Below are 21,566 nucleotides of genomic sequence, written 5' to 3' on the forward strand. Positions count from 1 at the left end.
TCCCCTTCTTACTTGTTTGTAAGAAGGGGATTTATTTCATTCTAAATTAAATCGATTGATGTGTTCATACAAGTTCTCAGCTTTTAGGATATCTAATTGCTTCATACCTAGTAAGTCAAAATGTGGATAGCGTGGATCATTGTGTATCCAACGAGGTTTTAGATCATATTGCTTGCCCCATTTTGCAAGCTTATCTTTATCAGAACAACCTACCTTCGTAACTGTTTTGGATTCTGGAAATCGATCGTCTAACCAGTAATGTGTTAAAAAAGCAATGTCACCTGCTTCAACTTTTTGCTTCCATTTTTTTAATTCATTTCGTTTTACACCGAAAGCCACTAGGCATCACCTTTTGCAGCTAAATAGGCTTTATGCCATTCTGGGAACACTCTTCTTATGGAAACCGGGCGAAAGTTTTCTTTTTTTACACAAACGTGTTGTGTTTTTCCCATTACAGCGGCTTCACCTTCAGGAGTTTGTATTTCATATGCATAGATCACCTTTAAGCCATCATAGTAGTCGAGCCATGTTTTCACAGTTGCTGTTTGGCCATAGCGTAATGGTTTTTTAAATTGAATATTTGCATCAACAAGTGGTGAAACAATTCCACTTTCCTCCATGTCGTGATAATAAAAGCCTAAGTCCTCAATAAAAGCTGTTCTTCCTATTTCGAACCATACTAAGTAGTTTGCATGATAGACAACGCCCATTTGATCTGTTTCTTGATAGCGCACTTTTACTTCCGTTTCATTTACCTTCATATCTCTCTCCCTTTCACAGCGTTCCATGCCTTGTGTATATCATCTTGCTTAAGGTAATAAATACCTCCAACATCCTGCATATCAATACGTAAAGCTTGATATTGAACCGCTTCATCAACTAGATTTTTTACAAACCGACCATTTCCTTCTGTTTTATATTGCTCGAATTGGTTCCTAAGATAATGGATAGCATGTTGATCAAATTCATATTGATAGAGACTTGCTTGATACTTACTGATCTCTACTAGTTCATCAGCTGTATAGTCTGGAAAATGGAAGAATTTTTTAAACCTGGAAGATAAACCAGGATTACTTTGAATAAGTTGTCTCATTTCTTGTTTATATCCTGCTAGAATAACGACTAGATTTTCATTGTGCTTTGTCATCTCATCAACTAGTGTATCAATAGCTTCCTTTCCAAAATCATTCCCACCTGTTTGTAAAAGAGAGTATGCTTCATCTATAAATAATACTCCTCCAAGCGCTTCACGAATTTTCTTTTTGGTCTTAATGGAGGTTTGACCAACATATCCTGCTACTAGATCACTTCGGGATGCTACCACGAGATGACCTCTTTTCAGTAAGCCACACTCTTTTAGTACTTGTGCATAGATGTGCGCCACTGTTGTTTTTCCTGTCCCTGGATTACCTGAGAATACGGCATGAAGTTGAATTGGTACAGTTGGAAGTCCTTGATCTTGTCGTTTTTTTTGCAGTCTAACAAAGGAGGACAATTTGTTTACTTCTTCTTTAACAGGTTGTAGTCCTATTAGTTTATCAAGTTCTTCCAATGGGCTTTCTTCTTGAGATGAATCTTCTAATAATTGGTGAAAATCGTCCTCTGCTAACCTCATATAATCAAGCCAAGATTGATGGTGAACCTTTGACTTTTTGGCTCCTTTATGAAAGATGGTTTGGAGAACAATGTTACGTACTGTCCGCGCATTTCCGAATGATTCATCTACTTTTTGTTTGTCAATTGCTCTTCGTAATTGTTGCAATGCACTACTGGTAAAGTAATAATCATTATCTAAGGCGGTTGATTCACCAATATGAACAAGCTCGTTCATTTCGTAATCAGGCAATTCAATGTGATTCTGTTCTGGAAAACGACTACGTAAACCTGGGTTGCTCCAAAGAAATTGACGCATTTCTTCTGGATAGCCGGCTAATATGACAGCAAATGTTTCACCGTACTCTTTACTCGTCATAGCTGATACTAGTGTGTCAATCACTGCTTGACCATAATCATTACCAGTTTGACCTTCCCGTTTCAGACTATAAGCTTCATCTATGAATAAAACCCCACCACTTGCTTGTTTAACATAATTCATTGTGTTTTCCTCAGTTTGACCTACATAAGACCCCACAAGATGAGATCGATTCACTTCAATAACATCCTTTGTCTCCAATAATCCAAGCTCATAATAAATATTAGCAAGAAGCCTAGCAATGGTCGTTTTTCCGGTGCCTGGATTTCCTGTAATAATCATATGCAGTTCTGGCTCATCTACCATATGAAAGCCTAAGTGCTTCCGTTGTTGTTGATATTTTAAATAATGATAATATCGCTCAATGTATTGTTTAATCTCATGTAAACCTACCATGTCATCTAATTGACTCAATGCATTTTTCGATTCGTCACCTTGAAAAGCTTCAGGTAATAACTGTTTAAGGTCCTCTTTTAATGAATCCAATGTCCTAAGCAATTGATTAATCGAAGTTGTGGAAACATGATTAACTCCATTCATTTCATTTGCTTTTAAAGGTTCTATCTCTCTCAACATATCATCTAATGCATCTTGTACCTTGATAAGGATTGATGTAGAGTAATTTTCCTTTGAACTAGGGTAAGTAGTCGAATGAGTAGTCCAATCTTCCTCTAAAGCCTCCACTTTTTGTTCAATTGCTTGTAGTTTTTTTCGTTTTACAGATTGGTGATCGGCCTCATGTAACATGAATGAGGTGAAATCACTATCTTCAATTAGTGCATAATGAGAAATGATCTCTAGCATTTCGTCAATTTGATCTAAAATTGGATCACTATTCGTATAAGTTTTTCCTTTTTGAACAAACTCTCTTGCTATATTTTCATGATGAATGTGACTTCGTTGTAAACGATCATATGCAATCAAACCATATAAACGACTAATTATATCCTTTGGTAGTGTAACTTCTTCATGTAAATGGGAGTCTATCCACCGCAGTGCCTCTGATTCATCTAAAGGGGGCTCGGCTGAAAGATTGGTCCACTCTCTAATATGTTGTAACGGTAGTTGATCTATTGTCATGTCATCACCCTTATTTCGGTATTCCATTCACATATTTTATCATAGCTGTCGGGTGAAGTTGATTATTCTGCATAAATCTAAACAGTTATTCAACAAACGAGGCTAAATCTTGAGTTTCCAAAAAATGAGGGTATTAACGGAAATTATTACCACCAACATTAAATACAATAGTTTCAAAAAAACCCTGTTGTATAAACAGGGTTTTTCAAAATTATCTACGTTCATTCTGTTGACGTTGACGAGCTTCGTCTTTTATTTCATTTCGCATTGAATTAATGGATTCTTCACGTCGTTTGTTTTTTGCTTCAATCTTTTGTTTTTCTTCTTCTGAAGCAAATTGCAATGTATCATGAGCTTCTTCAATATTCTCTATAGTATTTTGCACCTTTTCTTGAAGTTTTTCGACATTGTCGCTGCGATCATCAGGATTTACAGGTTGTTGTTGTTTATGACTCATGATGGGGTTGCCTCCTTATTTTTTCCCTTTTGTTTGTATGATTTTTGGCTTGTGAGCATTTTGCATTTGCATCTGCTTTCCTTTATTTCCGCCTGCTTCTCTGGATTGCGTCCCTAAATGGTTAGGCACAAAATGTTTTGAATCCTTTTTTGGGTTTCCCATTGTTGTATCTCCTTTCATGGTGAAGAAGTACATCAATAGTGTTTGTTAACAGTGTTTTATTATACAAAAAACAGATAACCATGATGGTTATCTGTTTAATGTATCATTCATACGTTTTTCTATTTTTTCCTCAATTTTTCCCATTAATTTCTCATCTTCGATAATGGCTTTTCGATTAAGTTTTATCAAATCCTCAAATGAAGGTTTCTTTTTCCTGCCCATTGGAGTCGCTCCTTTAAAAGTTAATTAGTAAAGGATCACCCTAATTTTCAGAAAATATACAACCCCTAGCGAAAGTTAGTCCATTTTATTCTTCATATTCTTCATAAAGTTATAACTCATTGGCCCTACTTTTGTAGCTTCTTGTATGGTTCCATCTTTCCCAATAAAATACGTTGTTGGTAGTGCTTGAGCTCTAAAAAGGGAATTAGCTTCCATTTCAGGATCTAATAGCACTTTAAATGTGTAGCCTTCTTCTTCAATAAATTGTTTAACTTTTTCTTTGCTCGATTCTGTTCTAGTAGCATTAACAGCTATGATGGTGACTTCATCACCATATTCCTCATGAAACTTTTGCATTTCTGGCATTTCTACCTTACAAGGTGGGCACCAAGTAGCCCAAAAATTAAGAAACACATTCTCCCCTTCAAAATCAGAGAGATGAACAGTTTCACCTTCTAATGTTTGAAGCTCAACATCTGGAGCTTTTTCACCTACTCTTAAACCTTCAGGTGCATCAGGTGGTGAAATAGAAGCACCCTCACCTTTTGAATAATCAGCCTCAATCATTTTTAGTTCTCCATTTTGACTAGCCTGATCTTTTTTTGAACTTGCATCCAACACACTATATATGGTGAAACCAAATAAAATTAACATAATGCCGCCTGCGATCACTCTTTTTATCATGCTCGTTCACTTCCTTTTACGACTCAATTTCATATCAATGAAGAAAATAAATAACCAAACAATAAAGACAAACCATATATCCTGACTTGGCTCTTGTTCTTCAAAAATTAGTTGTGATGTTATCCATCCAGCACTTCCCCACTGAATAAGACGTAGGGTATGATGTATATTTTTTAAAGACAACTTGTACCAATACGTAAGAGCAAGGGTTATGAAATATACACCTATTAGTATATTTATATGATGGACTGTGAAAACAAGTGTGTATAGCATACTATATGTACCAAACCAAAACAATAAACCAGATATCCCCATTTGAAGTCTCGGTGTAAAAAGTGAAATCACCTTTGAGGTTGACTTATGGAATGAATAGACACCTACAGCAATACCAAACACCAGTCCAAATATCCCCCCATCAAAATACATTATCCTTAAGGGATATTGAATTGTTTCTAAAGGATGAATAAGCACATAACTTAGTTTCCAAATAATAATTACCCATAAAACTGCATATCCCCATTCTATAGGTATTGTCCATTTTTTAACAGAAGTATGTCTTATTTGTAACAGATAAATCCAGCACAACGCAAGAAAAGCTGAGCCAATCAACACAAGTGTTTTCATTGGCAAAGAAATGGGACCTATTTGTATAATGTGGTACATTTCATATCTCCTTTATACATATCATGTTATTTATATTAAGGAGTACCGACAAATATGTAAAGAAATTGAGGGATTTATAACGAAATTGTCAACAATCTATAGATTGACCTTATAATATGATGGTTGGAGAAAGAATAAAAAAGAAGCCGCATGAGCGACTTCTTTTATGTTAACTTTTATGTTGTTTGTAATTTATCACGTAGAACTTTTTGTAAGATACCACCGTGACGATAGTAATCAATTTCAACACCACTATCGAAACGAGCAATAACGTTGAATTCTGTTTTATTTCCTTTTTCATCTGTAGCTGTAACTTCTACTAAGTCATGAGGTTTTACGTTTTCGTCAATGTTAATATCAAACGATTCCTCACCAGTTAATCCAAGAGAATCAGCACTATCACCCTCTTTAAACTGTAATGGAAGTACACCCATCATAACAAGGTTAGAACGATGAATACGCTCAAAACTTTCTGCAATGACTGTTTTGATACCTAAAAGATCAGTACCTTTTGCAGCCCAGTCTCGAGAACTTCCCATACCATAATCGCTACCAGCTACCACAAGTAAGCCTGTTCCTTCTTGTTGATACTTCATTGCAGCATCATAGATAGGCATCACTTCACCAGTAGGCCAATATGTTGTAAATCCACCTTCTGTGCCTGGAGCTAACTTGTTACGGATACGAATATTTGCAAATGTTCCACGCATCATAACTTCATGATTACCACGACGGGAGCCATAAGAGTTGAAATTACGAGGCGATACTCCTTTTTCTTGTAAGTACTGACCAGCTGGCATATCCTTTGCAATCGCACCTGCTGGGGAGATGTGGTCTGTTGTGACAGAGTCGCCAAATTTCCCAATAGCACGTAAGTTATTTAAGCTCTTCACTGAATCTGGATCTTTTGATAATCCTTCAAAGAATGGAGGATTTTGAATATATGTGGAATTTTCATCCCAGTCATATAAAGGTTCATCCGTTGTTTCAATTGCATTCCACTTTTCGTTGGAATCAAATACATTTTCATATTCTTTGCGGAAGATTTCAGGATTAACGTTTTTATCGATTTCTGACTTAATTTCGTCCATCGTTGGCCAAATATCATCAAAGAAAACGTCGTTACCATCTTTGTCGGTACCAACCGGTTCATTTTTAAGATCCACATCCACTGTACCTGCTAGGGCATATGCTACAACTAGTGGTGGTGAAGCAAGATAATTTGCTTTCACTAATGGGTGAATACGTCCCTCAAAGTTACGGTTACCTGACAGTACAGAAGAAACAGTTAAATCATTATCTGCAATCGCTTGTTCAATTTCAGGAGAAAGCGGTCCAGAGTTACCAATACAAGTTGTACAACCATAACCAACTAGGTTAAAGCCCAACGTCTCAAGGTAAGGCATTAATCCAGAGTCTTCTAGATAACGTGTAACAACTTTCGAGCCAGGTGCTAAAGATGTTTTAACATATTCAGGTACTTCTAGTCCTTTTTCAACAGCTTTTTTCGCGATGAGACCAGCACCCAACATTACATGCGGATTGGATGTATTTGTACAAGATGTAATAGCTGCAATCGCAACAGCTCCTGTTTTCATAACAGAAGACTTACCGTTAGGATGCTCAATTGTCACTTCTTTGTCCTTCTCTTGTTCACTTAATCCGAATCCTTGGTTTCCTTCTGGTGCTGTCAGAGCTTTGTTGAATGACTCCTTCATTTCAGATAAAGGAATAAGATCTTGAGGACGCTTTGGTCCAGATAAGTTTGGCTCAAGTTCACTAAGTTCAATCTCAACTAGATCTGTAAATTCAGGATCTTCTTGGTCTGGCGTATAGAAAAGGTCATTTTCTTTACAATATTGCTCGACCAACTGGATATGCTCCTCAGAACGCCCAGTTAGACGTAAGTATTCAAGTGATTCTTTATCAACTGGGAAGAAACCACAAGTGGCTCCGTATTCTGGTGCCATATTTGAAATTGTTGCACGATCAGCAAGTGGCATGTCAGAAAGACCAGGTCCAAAGAACTCAACAAATTTACCAACTACATTTTTCTCACGTAGCTTTTGTGTTACTTTTAACGCAAGGTCTGTAGCTGTCGTTCCTTGTGGGAAGCTTCCTGTAAGCTTAACACCTATAACTTCTGGAGCTGGGAAATAGGACGGCTGTCCAAGCATTCCGGCTTCAGCTTCAATTCCTCCAACACCCCAACCAAGTACACCTAAACCATTAATCATAGTGGTGTGAGAATCTGTACCCACTAGTGTGTCTGGATATGTCTCATACTCACCATTTTCATCTTCAAGTGCATGGACGACGTTAGCAATGTATTCAAGGTTTACTTGGTGAACGATTCCAGTTGCAGGTGGAACTGCCTCATAGTTATCGAACGCTTTTTTGGCCCAATTCAGGAATTCATAACGCTCTTTGTTACGTTCAAATTCTAGTTCCATGTTTCGCTGGAGTGCAGTTTCAGTACCGTATTGATCTACTTGTACAGAGTGGTCGATGACAAGGTCTACTGGAACTTCAGGATTGATTTTTTCAGGGCTTCCACCCATGTCAACCATCGCTTTTCGTAAAGAAGCTAGATCAACTACTGCAGGAACTCCTGTAAAGTCTTGCAGAATAACACGAGATGGTTTGAATGGAACATCTACACTTTCTGCATCTTTACTTCCCCACTTAGCTAATTTCTCAATATGTTCCCTTTGAATCACTTCTCCGTCTTGTTGGCGTAGAACGGATTCTAAGAGGACACGAATGGAGTAAGGAAGACGGGATATTTTACCATACCCAGCATCTTCTAACGTTTTAAGCTTATAAAAGTTATACGTTTTGCCATTCAGTTCAAATTGCGTGCGTGCATTATAAGTATCATTTGCTGCCATAAACTGTTTACCCCCTAAATGAAATTAAATCGAAAAGCCTTTGTCGCTTCTCCTATCCCATTATTTCACTATCAGATTAATTTCAAGAAAAATCTGCAACTAACATTTTAAATGAAAACGATTTATAAGTAAAATATTTCGTTACAATTTTCCTAATAATAATTATATCAGGAGGTGAGCATATGAATAGTAAGCGAAAAGCAAATCATGCAAAATCAGGTATGAACGCTGCAAAAGCCCAAGGGAACGGAGCAGGATATAATGAAGAAATTCCCCAACAACCTCTAAAACCAGAGGAACGTATGAACAACAAAAAACGCAAAAAAAACCAATAACCCATATCAACAACCAAAAATATTAAAAAAATCCTAGCACAAATGGTAAGCATTTGCGCTAGGATTTTCACATTGGTAATGTTTTTCAAAAAACACTACTGATTGGTCTGAATATCTTTCATAATCGATTGAAGATCATTTTGATATTGCTTTAGTTGATCAAATTGATGTTCACTAGCAACCTCTAACGCTTTATCAATTTGCGCAAATGCTTCGTTCATTTCTTGGGTCAAGTGGGCAAGCTCTTTTCCATATTCCTCTTTTCCAATTGAAGTCATCCGCTCTTGATTGGCATCTATGGCTTGTTCAAAGCCTTGCTGTGCAGCTTGAAAAGCTTGTTGCTTATCTTTATGGTAAGGCATATGAAATACACTCCTTCTTCTATGTTTACCGTTTAGTGTTGCTCAGAGTCGATGAAACCATACATAGTGCATAACATGAATAGTTTGTTACCCAAATTCAAAAACTAAACTTCATACAGGAAGGAGGATTAAGCGTATGTCTGGAAAACCAAAAGGTCCAAAACAACAAGAGCGTGTTCAATTACCCAAAAGCCCAAAACAACCCTACGGAGAACCTATGAGTGGGAACCATAAAGTAAAAAACAATAACCATACCCGTCAAAAAAACCACTCTTCACATGATATGTAAGGAAATAACTACAGTGGATGTAGCTTTGTGACGCAGTGTTTCTAATTAAACTTCCCTTAAAACCACAGGAGATAAAGGAAACACGAGATTACGCATTATTCGATGTTGACTTATTGTACGAAGCTGAGCGCTGAAATTAGACATCGCTGCACAAGCTAATACTTCTATAATTAATCGAACAAAAATAAAGTCAGTGAAGATTGACTCTTCACTGACTAATCAAGAAAAAACATTTTGTTTAAAATACAAATGCCTTCATCTAACAAATATGTAATCATCTACTTATTGTTGATTTGATCTCAATACTTCTTTCATCCAAGTAAAACAATCATTAAGAAGTTCTGTTTTTATACCACGAGAGGTCAATTTAGAATCTGTCCTCCTCACATAATCTAAGAAGATTGAATCCATTTTAAATTCAGATGCTGCTTCTAAATGCTCGATATGATATAAAGTGTCTTTTCTAATATGATCTAACTTTTCTTGATCGTGACGCAATAACATAGGACATTTACGTAGAAAGCTTGAATAGACATAATGGATTGTTTCATCTTCACCTTTACTGTGTACATCGTCCACCTCGAATCTATGGGACAAAACAGAACTAGTCTTTATACTTTTTCAACTGGCAAAAGCACACGAAAGATACTGCCATTTGGATTATGGTCATGTACCTCTAATTTTCCATTATGCTTCTCTAGTATTTGATGTGTAATCATTAACCCTAACCCTGTACCGTTTTTTTTCGTTGTGAAAAACGGTTCTTTTATTTTGTTAATCAAATGTTTTGGAACTCCAGGACCTTCATCTATAATATCTATAAATACGAATTGTTCTTTTGTGTAGGTTGAAATTGTAATTTTTCCGCCATTCTCCATGACTTCAACTGCATTCTTTATTAAATTAATAAAAACTTGTTTAATTTGAGATCTATCACAAGAAACCATAAATTCTTCCTCACATTGAAGAACAAGATCGATATGATGAAGTTTTGCTTGAGATTGTAGCAACGTACACACATCTTTAATCATTGAAAGAAGTGGCTCGCTTTTACGTTCATTAGTCATTGGTTTTGATATGAATAATAGCTCTGATGTAATCGTCTCAATCTTTTCGATTTCTTCGTTCATAATCGTATAATACCCATCTTCATCCTCAGATCCAACCTGAAGTAGCTGAAGGAATCCCTTTAAAGAAGTTAGCGGATTACGAATTTCATGCGCGATACCAGCTGCTAATTGACCGGCGACGGACATTTTTTCTGAACGAATCATCATTTCTTCAGCTTCTTTTTTATCTGATATATCTTTCATCAATGCGAGAATTTCCTCTTCTCCCGCATCCCCTTCTTGTAATGACACAATCGTCTCTACCCATATGTACTTTCCACTTTTTTGTTTTACTTGCAAATCAATAGTTGTAGGTATGGTTGGATTTGACCAGAATGTTTGCTTGAGTTTCTCTTGATCTTGAGGTGAAAAATAATCAAGTGCGTTTTCACTAATAAGATCGGATGAGTCAAATCCTAAGAGCCGTTTAACGGAAGAGGATAGATATTGAAATTTCCCTTGTTTGTCACATACACAAATGACATCAAATCCGTTTTCCTCTATCCAATTTAGGTAGGAGCTAGGTAAATCAGACAGTGAAACGTAACTTTTTTTTGATGCATGATCTTTATGATTATGAGTATAGTTATCATTTATTGGTTGTCGAGAATGATTATTCATCCATCCGCCCCCTAACCTTTACAGGACATACTAACATTTTATCCCACAAAATTCACTTTCTTCAAGAAAAGTTGAAAAAAATCATCAAAATTTATAAAAATATTGATTGATTTACATCAGGTTATATTCTCTTGTCATTCTATTCGAAACATTTTATAATATTCTTGTCGAAATTTAATCTCTTCTACATTATGTTTTCTTTTTATTCATGATTAGCTTTATAGACCTGTAAGGTTTTCTGTGCTATTCTAACCATAATAAGGACGAGTTAGAAAAGGTGATTGATTTGAATACCGTATTTGCCATATTTATTGTACTTTGGACCTGTACGATGGTTGGACTGTTAGCAATAGGCGGTTATTTTATGTTCCGTAAATTTCTTAAGCGATTGCCAAAAGATGATGGTAAGTCCATTATTGATTGGGAGGAACATTACATTAATGAAACCCTACATATGTGGGGAGAAGAACAAAGAGCATTTTTGGAAGAGCTTGTGACACCAGTTCCTGAACTTTTCAGAGATGTTGCCAGACAAAAGATTGCTGGCCGAATCTCACAGGTTGCTATTGAAAAGAACAAAAATGCCATAACCCAAGAAGTGATTATTGAAGGGTATATCCTAGCAACACCTAAACGAGATCACAAATTTCTTAAACAGACGTTAGATGAAAAAAATATAGATGTTCAACCTTATCTACCACTATTCGAAAAATAACCCCCGCGAGAGCGAGGGTTATTTTTGTGCCGCAATATCTTGCATACTTTCAGAGCGTTTAACCTCTTTTTCAAGACGTACATATTTAACGAGCATGGCAATTCGCCAGGACACAATCATACCAAACGCTAATAAGAAAAACATGCCACTAGTCTCTCCTACAGAGACCGTTTGTCCAATAATAAGTTTTAATATAATACGTAAGATTAAGAGGCCTATTAATATAAACACAAATGCTTTTGAAGGTTTTAAATAGATATCTTGTTTTCGCACTTCAAATTTAGATGTCTTGATTAAGAAAATGGAAAATAATACGCCTACTGACATAGCTTCCAAAACCTGTGTGCCATGCACTTGAAAGGGTTCAAATAAGAACATCAGAGCTCCTGTACTCATAAAGATAGGGGGCAATATAATTTTTTTTATGGAGGCAGGTTTTTTGGCTGCTCGCATTCGAATAAAAATCATCATTGTTGCCATAATTGCCGCAACAACTGTACTAGCTACAACCCACATAACATATCAACTCTTTCTAAAGTCCCTAAACTTATGTACACTAAGCCTTTAGCCTAGTACACGATTAATTGCTTCTAACACTCTACTTTCATCAAATGGCTTTACGATAAAGTCTTTAGCCCCTGCTTCAATCGCTTCTACAACCATTTTTTGTTGCCCCATTGCAGAGCACATTACAATTTTAGCCTTAGGATTATTAGAAAGAATTTTCTTCAATGCATCTAATCCATTAAGTTCTGGCATTGTAATGTCCATGGTAACTAACTCAGGTTGTTCGCCTTCAAACATCTCAACAGCTTGTTGACCATTTTCAGCTTCACCAACCAACTCATGACCACCTTTTTGCAAGATGTTAGACAAAGTCAATCTCATAAATTTAGCATCATCTACGATTAAGATTCTAGCCAAGCCAATCCCCTCCCCTGCGTTGTATTCCGTTTATTGATCGTTTGCAATAGATAATATAATGGTTAATGTAATCCCCACAACTGTTAAGTACACGCCTAGATCAAATAACAAAGCTGTCGCTAGCTCTACTTCTCCAAGAATAGGAATATGTGAAAAATGCGCAAAGGTTTGACTCAGAAATGGTTCACCATACACGAATGAACCCATACCCGTAAGTACAGCCGTTAACAATCCTATCGGAATTAGGTAACGAAAATTAATAGGTATGATTTTTTTCACAGAATCGAATCCATATGTCATATACATTAAAACTACTGCAGCAGCAGTCATTAGCCCTCCAATAAATCCTCCGCCTGGAGCATTATGGCCAGCTATAAATAAGTAAATAGAAAATGCCAATAGTATAAAGGCAATTAGTATCGTCGTGGTTCGTAAAATTAAGTCATTCGTCCTCATTGACACTTCTCCTTTATTTCAACTTATCTTAATGATAATACAAATAAGAAAACAATGCCATCCTCGATTAAAAACCACTAAACCCAAATAGTCCTGCAAGGTATGAGGTAAGCTTTGTCATTAAATCAAAAAATAAGAAAACACCCATAAAAATCATAACATAACCGCCGATTTTGACTAGTTTAGCACTGTTTTGCTTAATCCAGTTAATTTGTCCAATGAAGAAGGACAGTAGTAGAAATGGTACAGAAAACCCTAATGAATAGGCAACCATATAAATAACGCTATTACCAGGATTTGAAGCAGCTAATGCTAAAACAGAACCAAGGATTGGACCTGTACAAGGAGTCCATCCCATTGAAAATGCCATACCAATTACAAGAGAACCTAAATAGCCACCTGGTCTATTTTTAAAATGAATTTTTCGATCCTTCATTAGAAATTCAAAATTAAAGACTCCAATAATAACAAATCCGAAGAATACAATTAAAATTGCTCCTATCTGACGTATGAAATCCTGGTATTGATAAAGAAACTCTCCCAAGAAACTCGTCGAATAACCTAAAACAATAAAAATGCTTGAAAAACCAAGTAAGAAGAAAATAGTATGTAGCACACTTCTTCTATTAAGCATAGCATTCTCGGATTTTAATTCATTTACACTCATTCCAGTAATATAAGAAAGAAATGCTGGATAAAGCGGTAATACACAAGGAGAAATAAACGATAAGAAACCTGCTCCAAACGCTAGAAATATATTTAAATCTGACACGTCTTTACACCCTTTCAAAAACATAATGAAAAGTCCTTATAAGGACCCTATTATCTACTTCTTTAGTCTACTTGTAATTGTAAATAAAAATGACGTTGCATTCTATGAAAAGTACCTACAAGTTTATGACGTTTTTGTGACGATAATACTTGTTTGATTCTTCTGTCTTATGTACTACATACTTATAAAGAATTCACTATTTTGTAGTCGAGTATAGAAAAACTGAGCTAGTAGGTAGCAAGGTACGTACTAAGAACTGCACGAGGGAGTTACAATCAATGTAGATTTCCAACTAATGGTTTTAACCTTGCTTCTTCTTAAAATAGCAGATCATAAAGCAAACACTCTACTCTATCAAGGTATAATTTTCTTTTTAATATAAAATCCTTCTTCAAAGTAGAAGAAGGATTTTATGATCACCATTTATTTTTGTTGCTGTTGATTATTCATGGCTCGCATCATCTGATTAATTTTCTTCTGCGATGGCTTCTGTCCCATCTGCATCATTAACGTACGTAGCATTTGTTCATTAATTGGTGGGTTCTTCTTTAAATAGTTCATCATGTACTTTCTAGCAATAAAAAACCCTAGCGCGACGCCTGCTAGAAGTGTTATAAGGGCGATAACAATAACCCAAATGGTACCCATAATACAAATTTCCTCCTTCGTGTTGTCTCTCAAACATTATAGTAAATCAACAGAGAGAATACAATAGGAGCTAAAGAATAGCTTCTTTTTTAATAGGCGCTACCCATCCATAATGACTGTACGCTGTATCGATGATAAAAAAAGACGGGTGTATGGACCTGAGTGTATCAAACAAAACTTCTTCTGCCTGATGTAAATTTTCTGCGTAGAAACATACTTCACGATCATTTTTTTGTGTTAATCGAACTGATTTGCCTTGATGTTGTATATAAAATGAGGCTTCATTCTCTTCAAAAGATAACTCCACAGGCTTTCGTAATTTTGTTGCGATATGTTGAATAAGCAGATCTAAAGGTAACGGTTTGATAACTTCACTAAATTGAAGTTGATAAATAGAGCTTCCTTGATTATGTCTCCATTCTTGCAAAAACTGAAAAAGAACACCTGTTTTATGGAAATAATGATACGAAAATTCATCTTTTACCCAATAAATCGTATATTCACGCATCGCCTGTCCCTCCCATTAGAGTCATGATACCCCAATAAAAGTAAAAAATGTGTCAAATATGGTAGGTGAACATTTGAAATTTTTGTCGAAAAAGCCCCCTGTTTACCAAACAGGGGGCTTACTTTACATCTTACTTTAATAGGTTTTCTACTTTTTGTACAACATTCTCTACTGTAAATCCATATTGTTCCATTACTGTATTGCCTGGGGCAGAAGCACCAAAGCCATCTATTCCAAGAACATCGCCCTCATCACCTACATAACGCTCCCAACCTAATGGGGAAGCCATTTCAAGAGCAAGACGCTTCTTCACTGAGCTTGGTAGTACTTCTTCTTTATATGCTTTATCTTGAACGTTAAAGCGATCCCAAGAAGGCATGCTTACTACGCTAGTATCGATTCCTTTTTCACGTAATGTTTCTTGAGCACGCACAGCTAATTGTACTTCTGAACCAGTTGCGAGTAGAAGTGCATCAGCTTGGTCTTTTTGTGCAGGACTAATCGTATAAGCACCTTTCTTAACACCTTCATAGCTAGTACCTTTAAGTGTTGGGAGGCCTTGACGTGTTAGCACAAGAGCATTTGCTTGTTCATTGGATTCAAGCGCTAGGCGCCAAGCAGCCCTTGTTTCATTTCCGTCTGCTGGACGAATAACTGAAAGGTTAGGCATCGCTCGTAATGACGGTAATTGTTCAATTGGTTCATGAGTTGGACCATCTTCACCTACTGCAATAGAGTCATGGGTGAAAACATACGTAACTGGTGCTCCCATTAGAGCGGACAGACGAATGGCTGGACGCATATAGTCACTAAATACAAAGAATGTACCGCCATATACTTTTAATCCACCGTGCAGAGCCATTCCATTTAAGGCACAAGCCATAGCAAATTCGCGCACACCAAACCAAATGTTACGACCTGCATAATTATTGCGAGAAAAGTCGTCCTCTTCTTTCACAGTCGTTTTGTTAGATCCGGCAAGGTCAGCACTTCCGCCAAAGAAATAAGGAACTTCTTTTGATAGAGCATTAATCATTTCACCTGACGCAGCTCTTGTAGCCACTTTATCTTCACCTGGAGTGAAGCTAGGAAGTTTATCCTCCCAACCTTCAGGAAGTTCATCATGAATAGCTAGTTCAAATTCAGCACCTAATTCTGGATATGCTTCTTTGTATTGGGATAGCAATTCGTTCCAATTACGTTCTGCTTCTTCCCCTTGCGTACGTACTTTCGTTTCGAAATCTTGATACACATCAGCTGGTACATGGAAAAGCTCATGTTCCCAATTGTAATGTTCTTTGGCTGCCTGTACTTCTTCCTCACCTAGTGGAGCACCGTGAGAATCAGCTTTCCCTGATTTATTAGGAGAACCATACCCAATGACTGTTTTTACTTCAATCATAGTAGGTTGTGTTGTATTTTCTTTAGCTTTTTGAAGAGCCTGACGAATGGTTGCAATATCTGTGCCATCTTCTACACGAAGGACTTGCCATCCATATGCTTCAAATTTTTTCTCTACATCTTCTGAGAATGAACGGTGAAGATCGCCATCAAGTGAAATATCATTAGAATCGTATAGAACGACTAGTTTTCCTAATCCTAGGTGGCCAGCTAGAGAAGCTGCTTCTTGAGAGACACCTTCCATTAAATCACCATCGCCGCAAATTGCGTACGTATAATGATCAACGATTGGATAGTTTTCTTTGTTGTATTTAGCTGCTAAATGCGTTTCAGCCATAGCCATTCCAACAGACATAGCGATTCCCTGACCAAGTGGTCCTGTTGTAGCTTCCACTCCGTCTGTGTGTTTAAACTCAGGATGACCTGGAGTTTTAGATCCCCATTGACGGAATTCTTTTAAGTCATCCATCGTAACGTTATACCCTGATAAATGTAGTAGGCTATATAGCAACATGGACCCGTGTCCTGCTGATAATACAAAGCGATCACGGTTAAACCATGATGAGTGCTTAGGATTGTGTTGCATGAACTCTGTCCAAAGCGTGTACGCCATTGGAGCTGCCCCCATAGGCATTCCTGGGTGTCCTGATCCTGCTTTTTCTACCGCATCAATGGATAATGTGCGGATGGTGTTAATTGATTGTTGTTCGATTTGTTCTGACATGAAACTACCCCTTTCGTACTTCGCGTGTACATACTATGTAACAATTTAATCCTATAATGAAATCTGTTAAGTGACAACCGTTCTATCAAAAGAAAATAGAAATTCCCTCATTTGTCACATATATTAGGATGTTACTAGTTCTAATCTTTATGCCTTTTATTATTAAAATCGTGTAATTTCACACTAATCAGTTATCCAAGTAAAAAAATAAATGAAAAAACCCCGTTACATAGACGTAACAGGATTTTCAGAATTAATGCTTTTTATTACGTTCTTTTTCTTCTTTAAGTTTATTAGGTGTTACGTCATTCCCTTCAGGGTCAACAACTTTCACCGATTTCAGATGGTTCTTAAAGGATTTACGAACATTCTTCAAATATTCCTGACGTAATTCTTGTTGTTCGTCTTGTTCTTCTTTTGTTAATCCTTCATTTTTGGATTTATTGGCTAACTCATTAATACGATTAATTTTTTCTTGAGAAAGCATATATATCTTCTCCTTTTCTTAAGATGAAACAAAGGTAGCGTTCATTTAATTAACGTTTACACGAGTTATATAAAGGAAAATCTATAACAATATTTCATCATTTACATTTCCAATGAAAAAAGGCAAGTCCCACGAAGAGTGCTTGCCTTACTTGCTAATTATAGTAACGTTTTTATTTATTTTTTTCAAGTGATTGAAACTCTTGATATCTTCTATGTACTGTTGCTTTAGAGACATTATATCCCATACCTCTTAATGTAGCAGCAATCTCAGAAAAGGTTAAATCATTTTTACGCAACCTTGCTACTTCTTCAACTGGAAAATCTTTTCTATCTCTTCCCTGAGCCATTTCCTGATTAGATAGATTATCTGCAGGATTAAAACCGCTCTCTATCGCCTTTTTCATACCTCGTTTTATTTTTAGGTTATGAATTTTTCTTTGATATTCTTCAACGACACCAACGATTTGTAAAACCATGGAATCTGATTCCGATAATTGCAGGTATCCATTATGTGTAACTGTATAAATAGGGATATTTAACTTATTCAATTGATGAAAAAGAGCGATTTTTGTATTCCCTCTACCTAATCTTGTTTCATCTTGAATTAATAATACATCCGCTTCTCCACTTGTTACCATTTCTAATAGTTCAAATATACCTTCCCGCTCTACGTCATATCCACTAGCTTGTTCCTCTATTATTTTAGAAACTTCAAAGTTGTGAGTTTGTGCAAGTTCTTCTAATTCTAATCGTTGTCTTTTTAAGGAGGATACTTGCGTTTCTTTTTCGGTGCTTACGCGACAATAGATAATAGCTTTCATAGTTTCTCCTAACCTTTCACATTGGTACTTACGAGCACTCTATTTAACTCGTCACCATAGCATAATACATAAATCCTAAGCTGGCTACAAATAATAATATATACGCTACGTCAAGTTTTGATAGATTTTGAAACATGATGATCGCCTCCATAGAATAAGAACTTTTGTTCGCTTTCTTCTAAAATCTATTATATACGAACATTCGTTCTTGTCAACAGATTTTACGAACGAATGTTTGTATATCCTTACCAAGCATGGTATAATGTCGGTAATAAAACAATATGTACGAGGTGTAATTAATATGACAAAACTATCAAAAAGGCAGGAAGCAATACTAGATTTCATTAAAGACCGTGTTCTCGAAAAAGGTTATCCACCATCCGTAAGAGAAATTGGCGAAGCTGTTGGACTAGCTTCTAGTTCTACCGTCCATGGACATCTTGCTAGATTAGAGAAGAAAGGCTATATTAGACGCGATCCAACAAAACCAAGAGCAATTGAAGTCCTAGAATTGGAAGAAGGTACTGGGACGCATATCCCTAAAGGAGAGGCAACTTACGCTCCTGTCATCGGTAAAGTAACCGCTGGGATGCCAATTACAGCTATTGAAAATATTGAAGAATATGTACCTCTTCCTGACACACTTGCAGCAGCAGATGATGAAATCTTTGTTCTCGTTGTCCAAGGGGAAAGTATGATTGAAGCAGGAATCCTTGATGGAGATATGGTCATTGTTCGTAAACAGCAAACCGCCCAAAACGGGGACATTGTAGTTGCAATGACGGAGGATGAAGAAGCAACTGTAAAACGTTTCTTCAAAGAATCTAACTATATACGCTTACAACCAGAAAACGCTACAATGGATCCCATTATCGTTCAAAACATAAGTATATTAGGTCGAGTAGTTGGATTATATCGTCATATCCATTAACATAAAGCTGAAGCTTGATTAATATCAAAAATCCACAAACAAATAAGAAGAGCTGACCAAAAATAGGTCAGCCCTTCTTTTATGATTCAATTTGATGAACTTTTTCTCACTCTTATTTATTTTCTTTCTCCTGCAATAGATCTCGCAGATTGTAGGCAATGAAATAATGCGTATTTCTCGTAAAATAACGTTGTGCTCTATGAACAAATAAGAAGAGTGTTCCAAGAATAATGAGTAAGCCTACGCCTAAAAATAATATGTTCTCAAAAAAGATAAAATATCCTGTTATTAAAAGACATATAATTAAACTTGCTCGAAGAACACCTAATTCCTGTGTCCTCGTCAACAAGTGTTGATATCGAGCTGACAGATATTCCATTTTATGTGGAGAAGAGATATTAGCTAATGATTTCTGCCACAAATATTCAAAATAAAAATACTGTCGTTCCGGTTTTGATTCCTCCTCATAAGAGAGACCGGCATTCTCTAATACTTGCTTAATCTCATGAGAAACTTCCAATGGTCCTCTTCCGAATAACCATTCCATTGCAAAATACGCTTGATGTAAAAGGTAACCCACGATGACGCCAAATGAAATAGCTGTTAGTAAAGCCACTATAATCTCGACTGGTGGTAGATTGTCCGAAAAAAAGACTCTTTTTGAAAATGCATCCAATAAAATATAGTAAAGAATGATCAACCAACCTGGTATTCCCCATCTGATTATATATTTGCTTTCTACATTCATAACTCCCCTCCTAATACGACCTATTATTACTTTCCATATGATTAAATAATATCCTTTTTATTTACGACAAAATGGTCCCTTATGCCTTTCTTTTGGCTACATTTAACGTCTTCTCATACTAATGATTTATAGAGTGTTTTAACCTAGCCTTTTCCTATATAGATTTAGTAGGTATCAGGTCAATCAGAGTACCGCCCATAACAAAACCCTTGAAGCTATGCTTCAAGGGTTTTGTTCATTAATATGTGCTTAGATACTGTTCGCGCTCCCATGGATGGACTTGCGTACGGAACATATCCCATTCGATTTCTTTTGATTCGATGAAGTGCTCATATAGGTGTTCGCCTAGAGCTTCCACCATTTTCTCGTCTTTTTTCAATAATTCAAGTGCATCTGCTAATGTAGCAGGTAGATCTTGAACGCCGTGCTTCACACGTTCTTCTTTATCCATAACATAGATATTACGATCAACTGGTGTTGGGGCTTGTAGTTTGTTCTCGACGCCGTCAAGACCTGATGAAAGTAGAACTGCCATTGCTAAGTATGGGTTTGCTGAGGGATCCACAGAACGCACTTCTATACGAGTACTCATACCACGAGAAGCTGGAATACGAATTAATGGACTTCGGTTTTGACCGGACCATGCAACATAACAAGGTGCTTCGTAACCAGGAACAAGACGTTTATATGAATTAACTGTAGGGTTTGTTACAGCAGTAAAATTCGTTGCGTGCTTCACAACACCTGCGATAAATTGATAAGCTGTTTGACTTAACTGTTGATCACCCTTTTCATCAAAGAATGCGTTCGCACCATCTTTGAATAGGGACATATTCACATGCATACCAGAACCGTTTACTCCAAATAATGGTTTAGGCATAAATGTTGCGTGCAATCCATGCTTCCGTGCAATTGTTTTAACAACAAGTTTAAATGTTTGAATATCATCACAGTGTTTAATGGCATCAGCATATTTGAAATCAATCTCGTGCTGACCTGGTGCTACTTCGTGGTGAGAAGCTTCAATTTCAAAACCCATCTCTTCTAATTCCAATACGATATCACGTCGACAATTTTCACCTAAATCTGTTGGAGCAAGGTCGAAATATCCACCTCTGTCATTAAGCTCCATAGAGGGTTCTCCCTTTTCATCTAATTTAAATAGGAAGAATTCTGGCTCCGTACCTAAGTTAAACGCAGAGAATCCTAGTTCTTCCATTTTCTTAAGATTACGTTTTAGGTTATAACGTGGGCACCCTTCAAATGGTGTACCATCTGGATTGCAGATGTCACAAATAAAACGAGCTACTTTCCCTTTTTCAGAAGTCCATGGGAACACTACAAATGTGTCAAGGTCTGGGTGTAGTAGCATATCGGATTCTTCAATACGAACAAATCCTTCGATGGAAGACCCGTCAAACATCATTTGATTATCTAATGCCTTGTCTAATTGACTAACTGGAATTTCTACATTTTTGATAGTTCCAAGAAGATCTGTGAATTGTAGACGGATAAATTTTACGTTTTCTTCTTCAATTTTTTTCCAAATTTGTTCTCTCGTAAATTTCGAAGCCATATTTTC

General features: G+C 36.5%; 27 protein-coding genes. 4 read left to right on the forward strand and 23 right to left on the reverse strand.

The genetic code is table 11. The features are described 5' to 3' along the window. Positions 1-36: 36 nt before the first annotated feature. From GLW08_RS00905 to acnA, 9 genes are all read right to left on the reverse strand, one after another. Positions 37-339, reverse strand: a complete 303-nt coding sequence (locus tag GLW08_RS00905) for a hypothetical protein (RefSeq protein WP_160846715.1) — start codon at positions 337-339, stop codon at positions 37-39. After that, the gene (locus GLW08_RS00910) at positions 339-761 is read right to left on the reverse strand and encodes an acyl-CoA thioesterase (RefSeq protein ID WP_160846716.1); all 423 of its coding nucleotides are present in this window, start codon (positions 759-761) and stop codon (positions 339-341) included. Before GLW08_RS00910 ends, GLW08_RS00905 begins: the two co-directional genes overlap by 1 nt. After that, complete coding sequence (locus GLW08_RS00915) at positions 758-3,052, reverse strand: AAA family ATPase (protein WP_160846717.1); 2,295 nt, start codon at positions 3,050-3,052, stop codon at positions 758-760. The genes GLW08_RS00910 and GLW08_RS00915 overlap by 4 nt, the downstream gene beginning before the upstream one ends. Before the next feature lie 211 nt (positions 3,053-3,263). After that, positions 3,264-3,509, reverse strand: coding sequence for a small acid-soluble spore protein Tlp (gene tlp / locus GLW08_RS00920; protein ID WP_160846718.1), 246 nt, complete (start codon positions 3,507-3,509; stop codon positions 3,264-3,266). A 15-nt stretch (positions 3,510-3,524) separates the two neighbouring features. Further along, complete coding sequence (locus tag GLW08_RS00925; RefSeq protein ID WP_160846719.1) at positions 3,525-3,671, reverse strand: acid-soluble spore protein N; 147 nt, start codon at positions 3,669-3,671, stop codon at positions 3,525-3,527. 87 nt (positions 3,672-3,758) lie between these two features. After that, positions 3,759-3,893, reverse strand: a complete 135-nt coding sequence (locus GLW08_RS00930) for an FbpB family small basic protein (RefSeq protein WP_084102996.1) — start codon at positions 3,891-3,893, stop codon at positions 3,759-3,761. A 75-nt stretch (positions 3,894-3,968) separates the two neighbouring features. After that, positions 3,969-4,577 carry a TlpA family protein disulfide reductase gene (locus tag GLW08_RS00935; protein WP_160846720.1) on the reverse strand — a complete coding sequence of 203 codons (609 nt, stop codon included), beginning with the start codon at positions 4,575-4,577 and terminating at the stop codon, positions 3,969-3,971. 6 nt (positions 4,578-4,583) lie between these two features. Then, positions 4,584-5,240: a hypothetical protein gene (locus GLW08_RS00940; protein WP_160846721.1), complete on the reverse strand. Its 657-nt coding sequence runs from the start codon at positions 5,238-5,240 to the stop codon at positions 4,584-4,586. A 176-nt stretch (positions 5,241-5,416) separates the two neighbouring features. Then, the gene (acnA, locus tag GLW08_RS00945; protein ID WP_160846722.1) at positions 5,417-8,131 is read right to left on the reverse strand and encodes an aconitate hydratase AcnA; all 2,715 of its coding nucleotides are present in this window, start codon (positions 8,129-8,131) and stop codon (positions 5,417-5,419) included. 182 nt (positions 8,132-8,313) lie between these two features. On the opposite strand from acnA, the gene sspO reads away from it, so the two are divergent. Next, on the forward strand, positions 8,314-8,466 hold the full coding sequence (gene sspO, locus GLW08_RS00950) for a small acid-soluble spore protein O (protein ID WP_160846723.1): 153 nt from the start codon (positions 8,314-8,316) through the stop codon (positions 8,464-8,466). Between the two features lie 95 nt (positions 8,467-8,561). On the opposite strand, the gene GLW08_RS00955 is transcribed toward sspO, so the two are convergent. Continuing rightward, positions 8,562-8,828 carry a hypothetical protein gene (locus GLW08_RS00955; protein WP_160846724.1) on the reverse strand — a complete coding sequence of 89 codons (267 nt, stop codon included), beginning with the start codon at positions 8,826-8,828 and terminating at the stop codon, positions 8,562-8,564. Between the two features lie 136 nt (positions 8,829-8,964). Here GLW08_RS00955 and GLW08_RS00960 point away from each other — a divergent pair, with 136 nt between their 5' ends. Continuing rightward, a complete protein-coding gene (locus GLW08_RS00960; RefSeq protein ID WP_160846725.1) occupies positions 8,965-9,117 on the forward strand; it encodes a small acid-soluble spore protein P in 153 nt (50 codons plus the stop codon). 282 nt (positions 9,118-9,399) lie between these two features. Here the strand turns inward: GLW08_RS00960 and GLW08_RS00965 are convergent, their stop codons facing one another. Together GLW08_RS00965 and GLW08_RS00970 are read right to left on the reverse strand one after the other, a co-directional pair. Further along, positions 9,400-9,714: a hypothetical protein gene (locus tag GLW08_RS00965; protein WP_160846726.1), complete on the reverse strand. Its 315-nt coding sequence runs from the start codon at positions 9,712-9,714 to the stop codon at positions 9,400-9,402. Positions 9,715-9,728: 14 nt separating this feature from the next. Further along, positions 9,729-10,847: an ATP-binding protein gene (locus GLW08_RS00970; RefSeq protein ID WP_160846727.1), complete on the reverse strand. Its 1,119-nt coding sequence runs from the start codon at positions 10,845-10,847 to the stop codon at positions 9,729-9,731. A 286-nt stretch (positions 10,848-11,133) separates the two neighbouring features. Here GLW08_RS00970 and GLW08_RS00975 point away from each other — a divergent pair, with 286 nt between their 5' ends. After that, a complete protein-coding gene (locus tag GLW08_RS00975) occupies positions 11,134-11,562 on the forward strand; it encodes a DUF2621 domain-containing protein (protein ID WP_160846728.1) in 429 nt (142 codons plus the stop codon). A gap of 18 nt (positions 11,563-11,580) precedes the next feature. Here GLW08_RS00975 and GLW08_RS00980 read toward each other — a convergent pair whose 3' ends face one another. The 9 genes from GLW08_RS00980 to GLW08_RS01020 form a co-directional block, all read right to left on the reverse strand. After that, positions 11,581-12,078 carry a CcdC family protein gene (locus GLW08_RS00980; RefSeq protein WP_160846729.1) on the reverse strand — a complete coding sequence of 166 codons (498 nt, stop codon included), beginning with the start codon at positions 12,076-12,078 and terminating at the stop codon, positions 11,581-11,583. Positions 12,079-12,126: 48 nt separating this feature from the next. After that, positions 12,127-12,486, reverse strand: coding sequence for a response regulator (locus tag GLW08_RS00985; RefSeq protein ID WP_160846730.1), 360 nt, complete (start codon positions 12,484-12,486; stop codon positions 12,127-12,129). Between the two features lie 30 nt (positions 12,487-12,516). Next, positions 12,517-12,942 carry a Na(+)/H(+) antiporter subunit B gene (locus tag GLW08_RS00990; RefSeq protein WP_160846731.1) on the reverse strand — a complete coding sequence of 142 codons (426 nt, stop codon included), beginning with the start codon at positions 12,940-12,942 and terminating at the stop codon, positions 12,517-12,519. Positions 12,943-13,009: 67 nt separating this feature from the next. After that, on the reverse strand, positions 13,010-13,714 hold the full coding sequence (locus GLW08_RS00995) for a cytochrome c biogenesis protein CcdA (protein WP_160846732.1): 705 nt from the start codon (positions 13,712-13,714) through the stop codon (positions 13,010-13,012). Between the two features lie 423 nt (positions 13,715-14,137). Continuing rightward, positions 14,138-14,362, reverse strand: a complete 225-nt coding sequence (locus GLW08_RS01000; protein WP_036817499.1) for a YneF family protein — start codon at positions 14,360-14,362, stop codon at positions 14,138-14,140. A 70-nt stretch (positions 14,363-14,432) separates the two neighbouring features. Continuing rightward, a complete protein-coding gene (sirA, locus tag GLW08_RS01005) occupies positions 14,433-14,870 on the reverse strand; it encodes a sporulation inhibitor of replication protein SirA (protein WP_160846733.1) in 438 nt (145 codons plus the stop codon). A 130-nt stretch (positions 14,871-15,000) separates the two neighbouring features. Further along, positions 15,001-16,995 carry a transketolase gene (gene tkt, locus GLW08_RS01010; protein WP_160846734.1) on the reverse strand — a complete coding sequence of 665 codons (1,995 nt, stop codon included), beginning with the start codon at positions 16,993-16,995 and terminating at the stop codon, positions 15,001-15,003. A 253-nt stretch (positions 16,996-17,248) separates the two neighbouring features. Beyond that, positions 17,249-17,482 (reverse strand): DUF896 domain-containing protein, encoded by a 234-nt coding sequence (locus tag GLW08_RS01015; RefSeq protein WP_160846735.1) that lies wholly within the window; start codon positions 17,480-17,482, stop codon positions 17,249-17,251. Positions 17,483-17,654: 172 nt separating this feature from the next. After that, positions 17,655-18,305: a YneB family resolvase-like protein gene (locus GLW08_RS01020; RefSeq protein ID WP_160846736.1), complete on the reverse strand. Its 651-nt coding sequence runs from the start codon at positions 18,303-18,305 to the stop codon at positions 17,655-17,657. 301 nt (positions 18,306-18,606) lie between these two features. Here GLW08_RS01020 and lexA point away from each other — a divergent pair, with 301 nt between their 5' ends. Then, entirely contained in the window at positions 18,607-19,236 is a 630-nt protein-coding gene (lexA, locus tag GLW08_RS01025; protein ID WP_160846737.1) for a transcriptional repressor LexA, read from the forward strand. Between the two features lie 112 nt (positions 19,237-19,348). Here the strand turns inward: lexA and GLW08_RS01030 are convergent, their stop codons facing one another. After that, entirely contained in the window at positions 19,349-19,984 is a 636-nt protein-coding gene (locus tag GLW08_RS01030) for a hypothetical protein (protein WP_160846738.1), read from the reverse strand. A 238-nt stretch (positions 19,985-20,222) separates the two neighbouring features. Then, positions 20,223-21,560: a type I glutamate--ammonia ligase gene (glnA, locus tag GLW08_RS01035; RefSeq protein WP_160846739.1), complete on the reverse strand. Its 1,338-nt coding sequence runs from the start codon at positions 21,558-21,560 to the stop codon at positions 20,223-20,225. Between the last annotated feature and the right edge of the window lie 6 nt (positions 21,561-21,566).

It is taken from the genome of Pontibacillus yanchengensis (genome assembly GCF_009856295.1).
In the GTDB taxonomy this organism is placed as follows: domain Bacteria; phylum Bacillota; class Bacilli; order Bacillales; family BH030062; genus Pontibacillus; species Pontibacillus yanchengensis_A.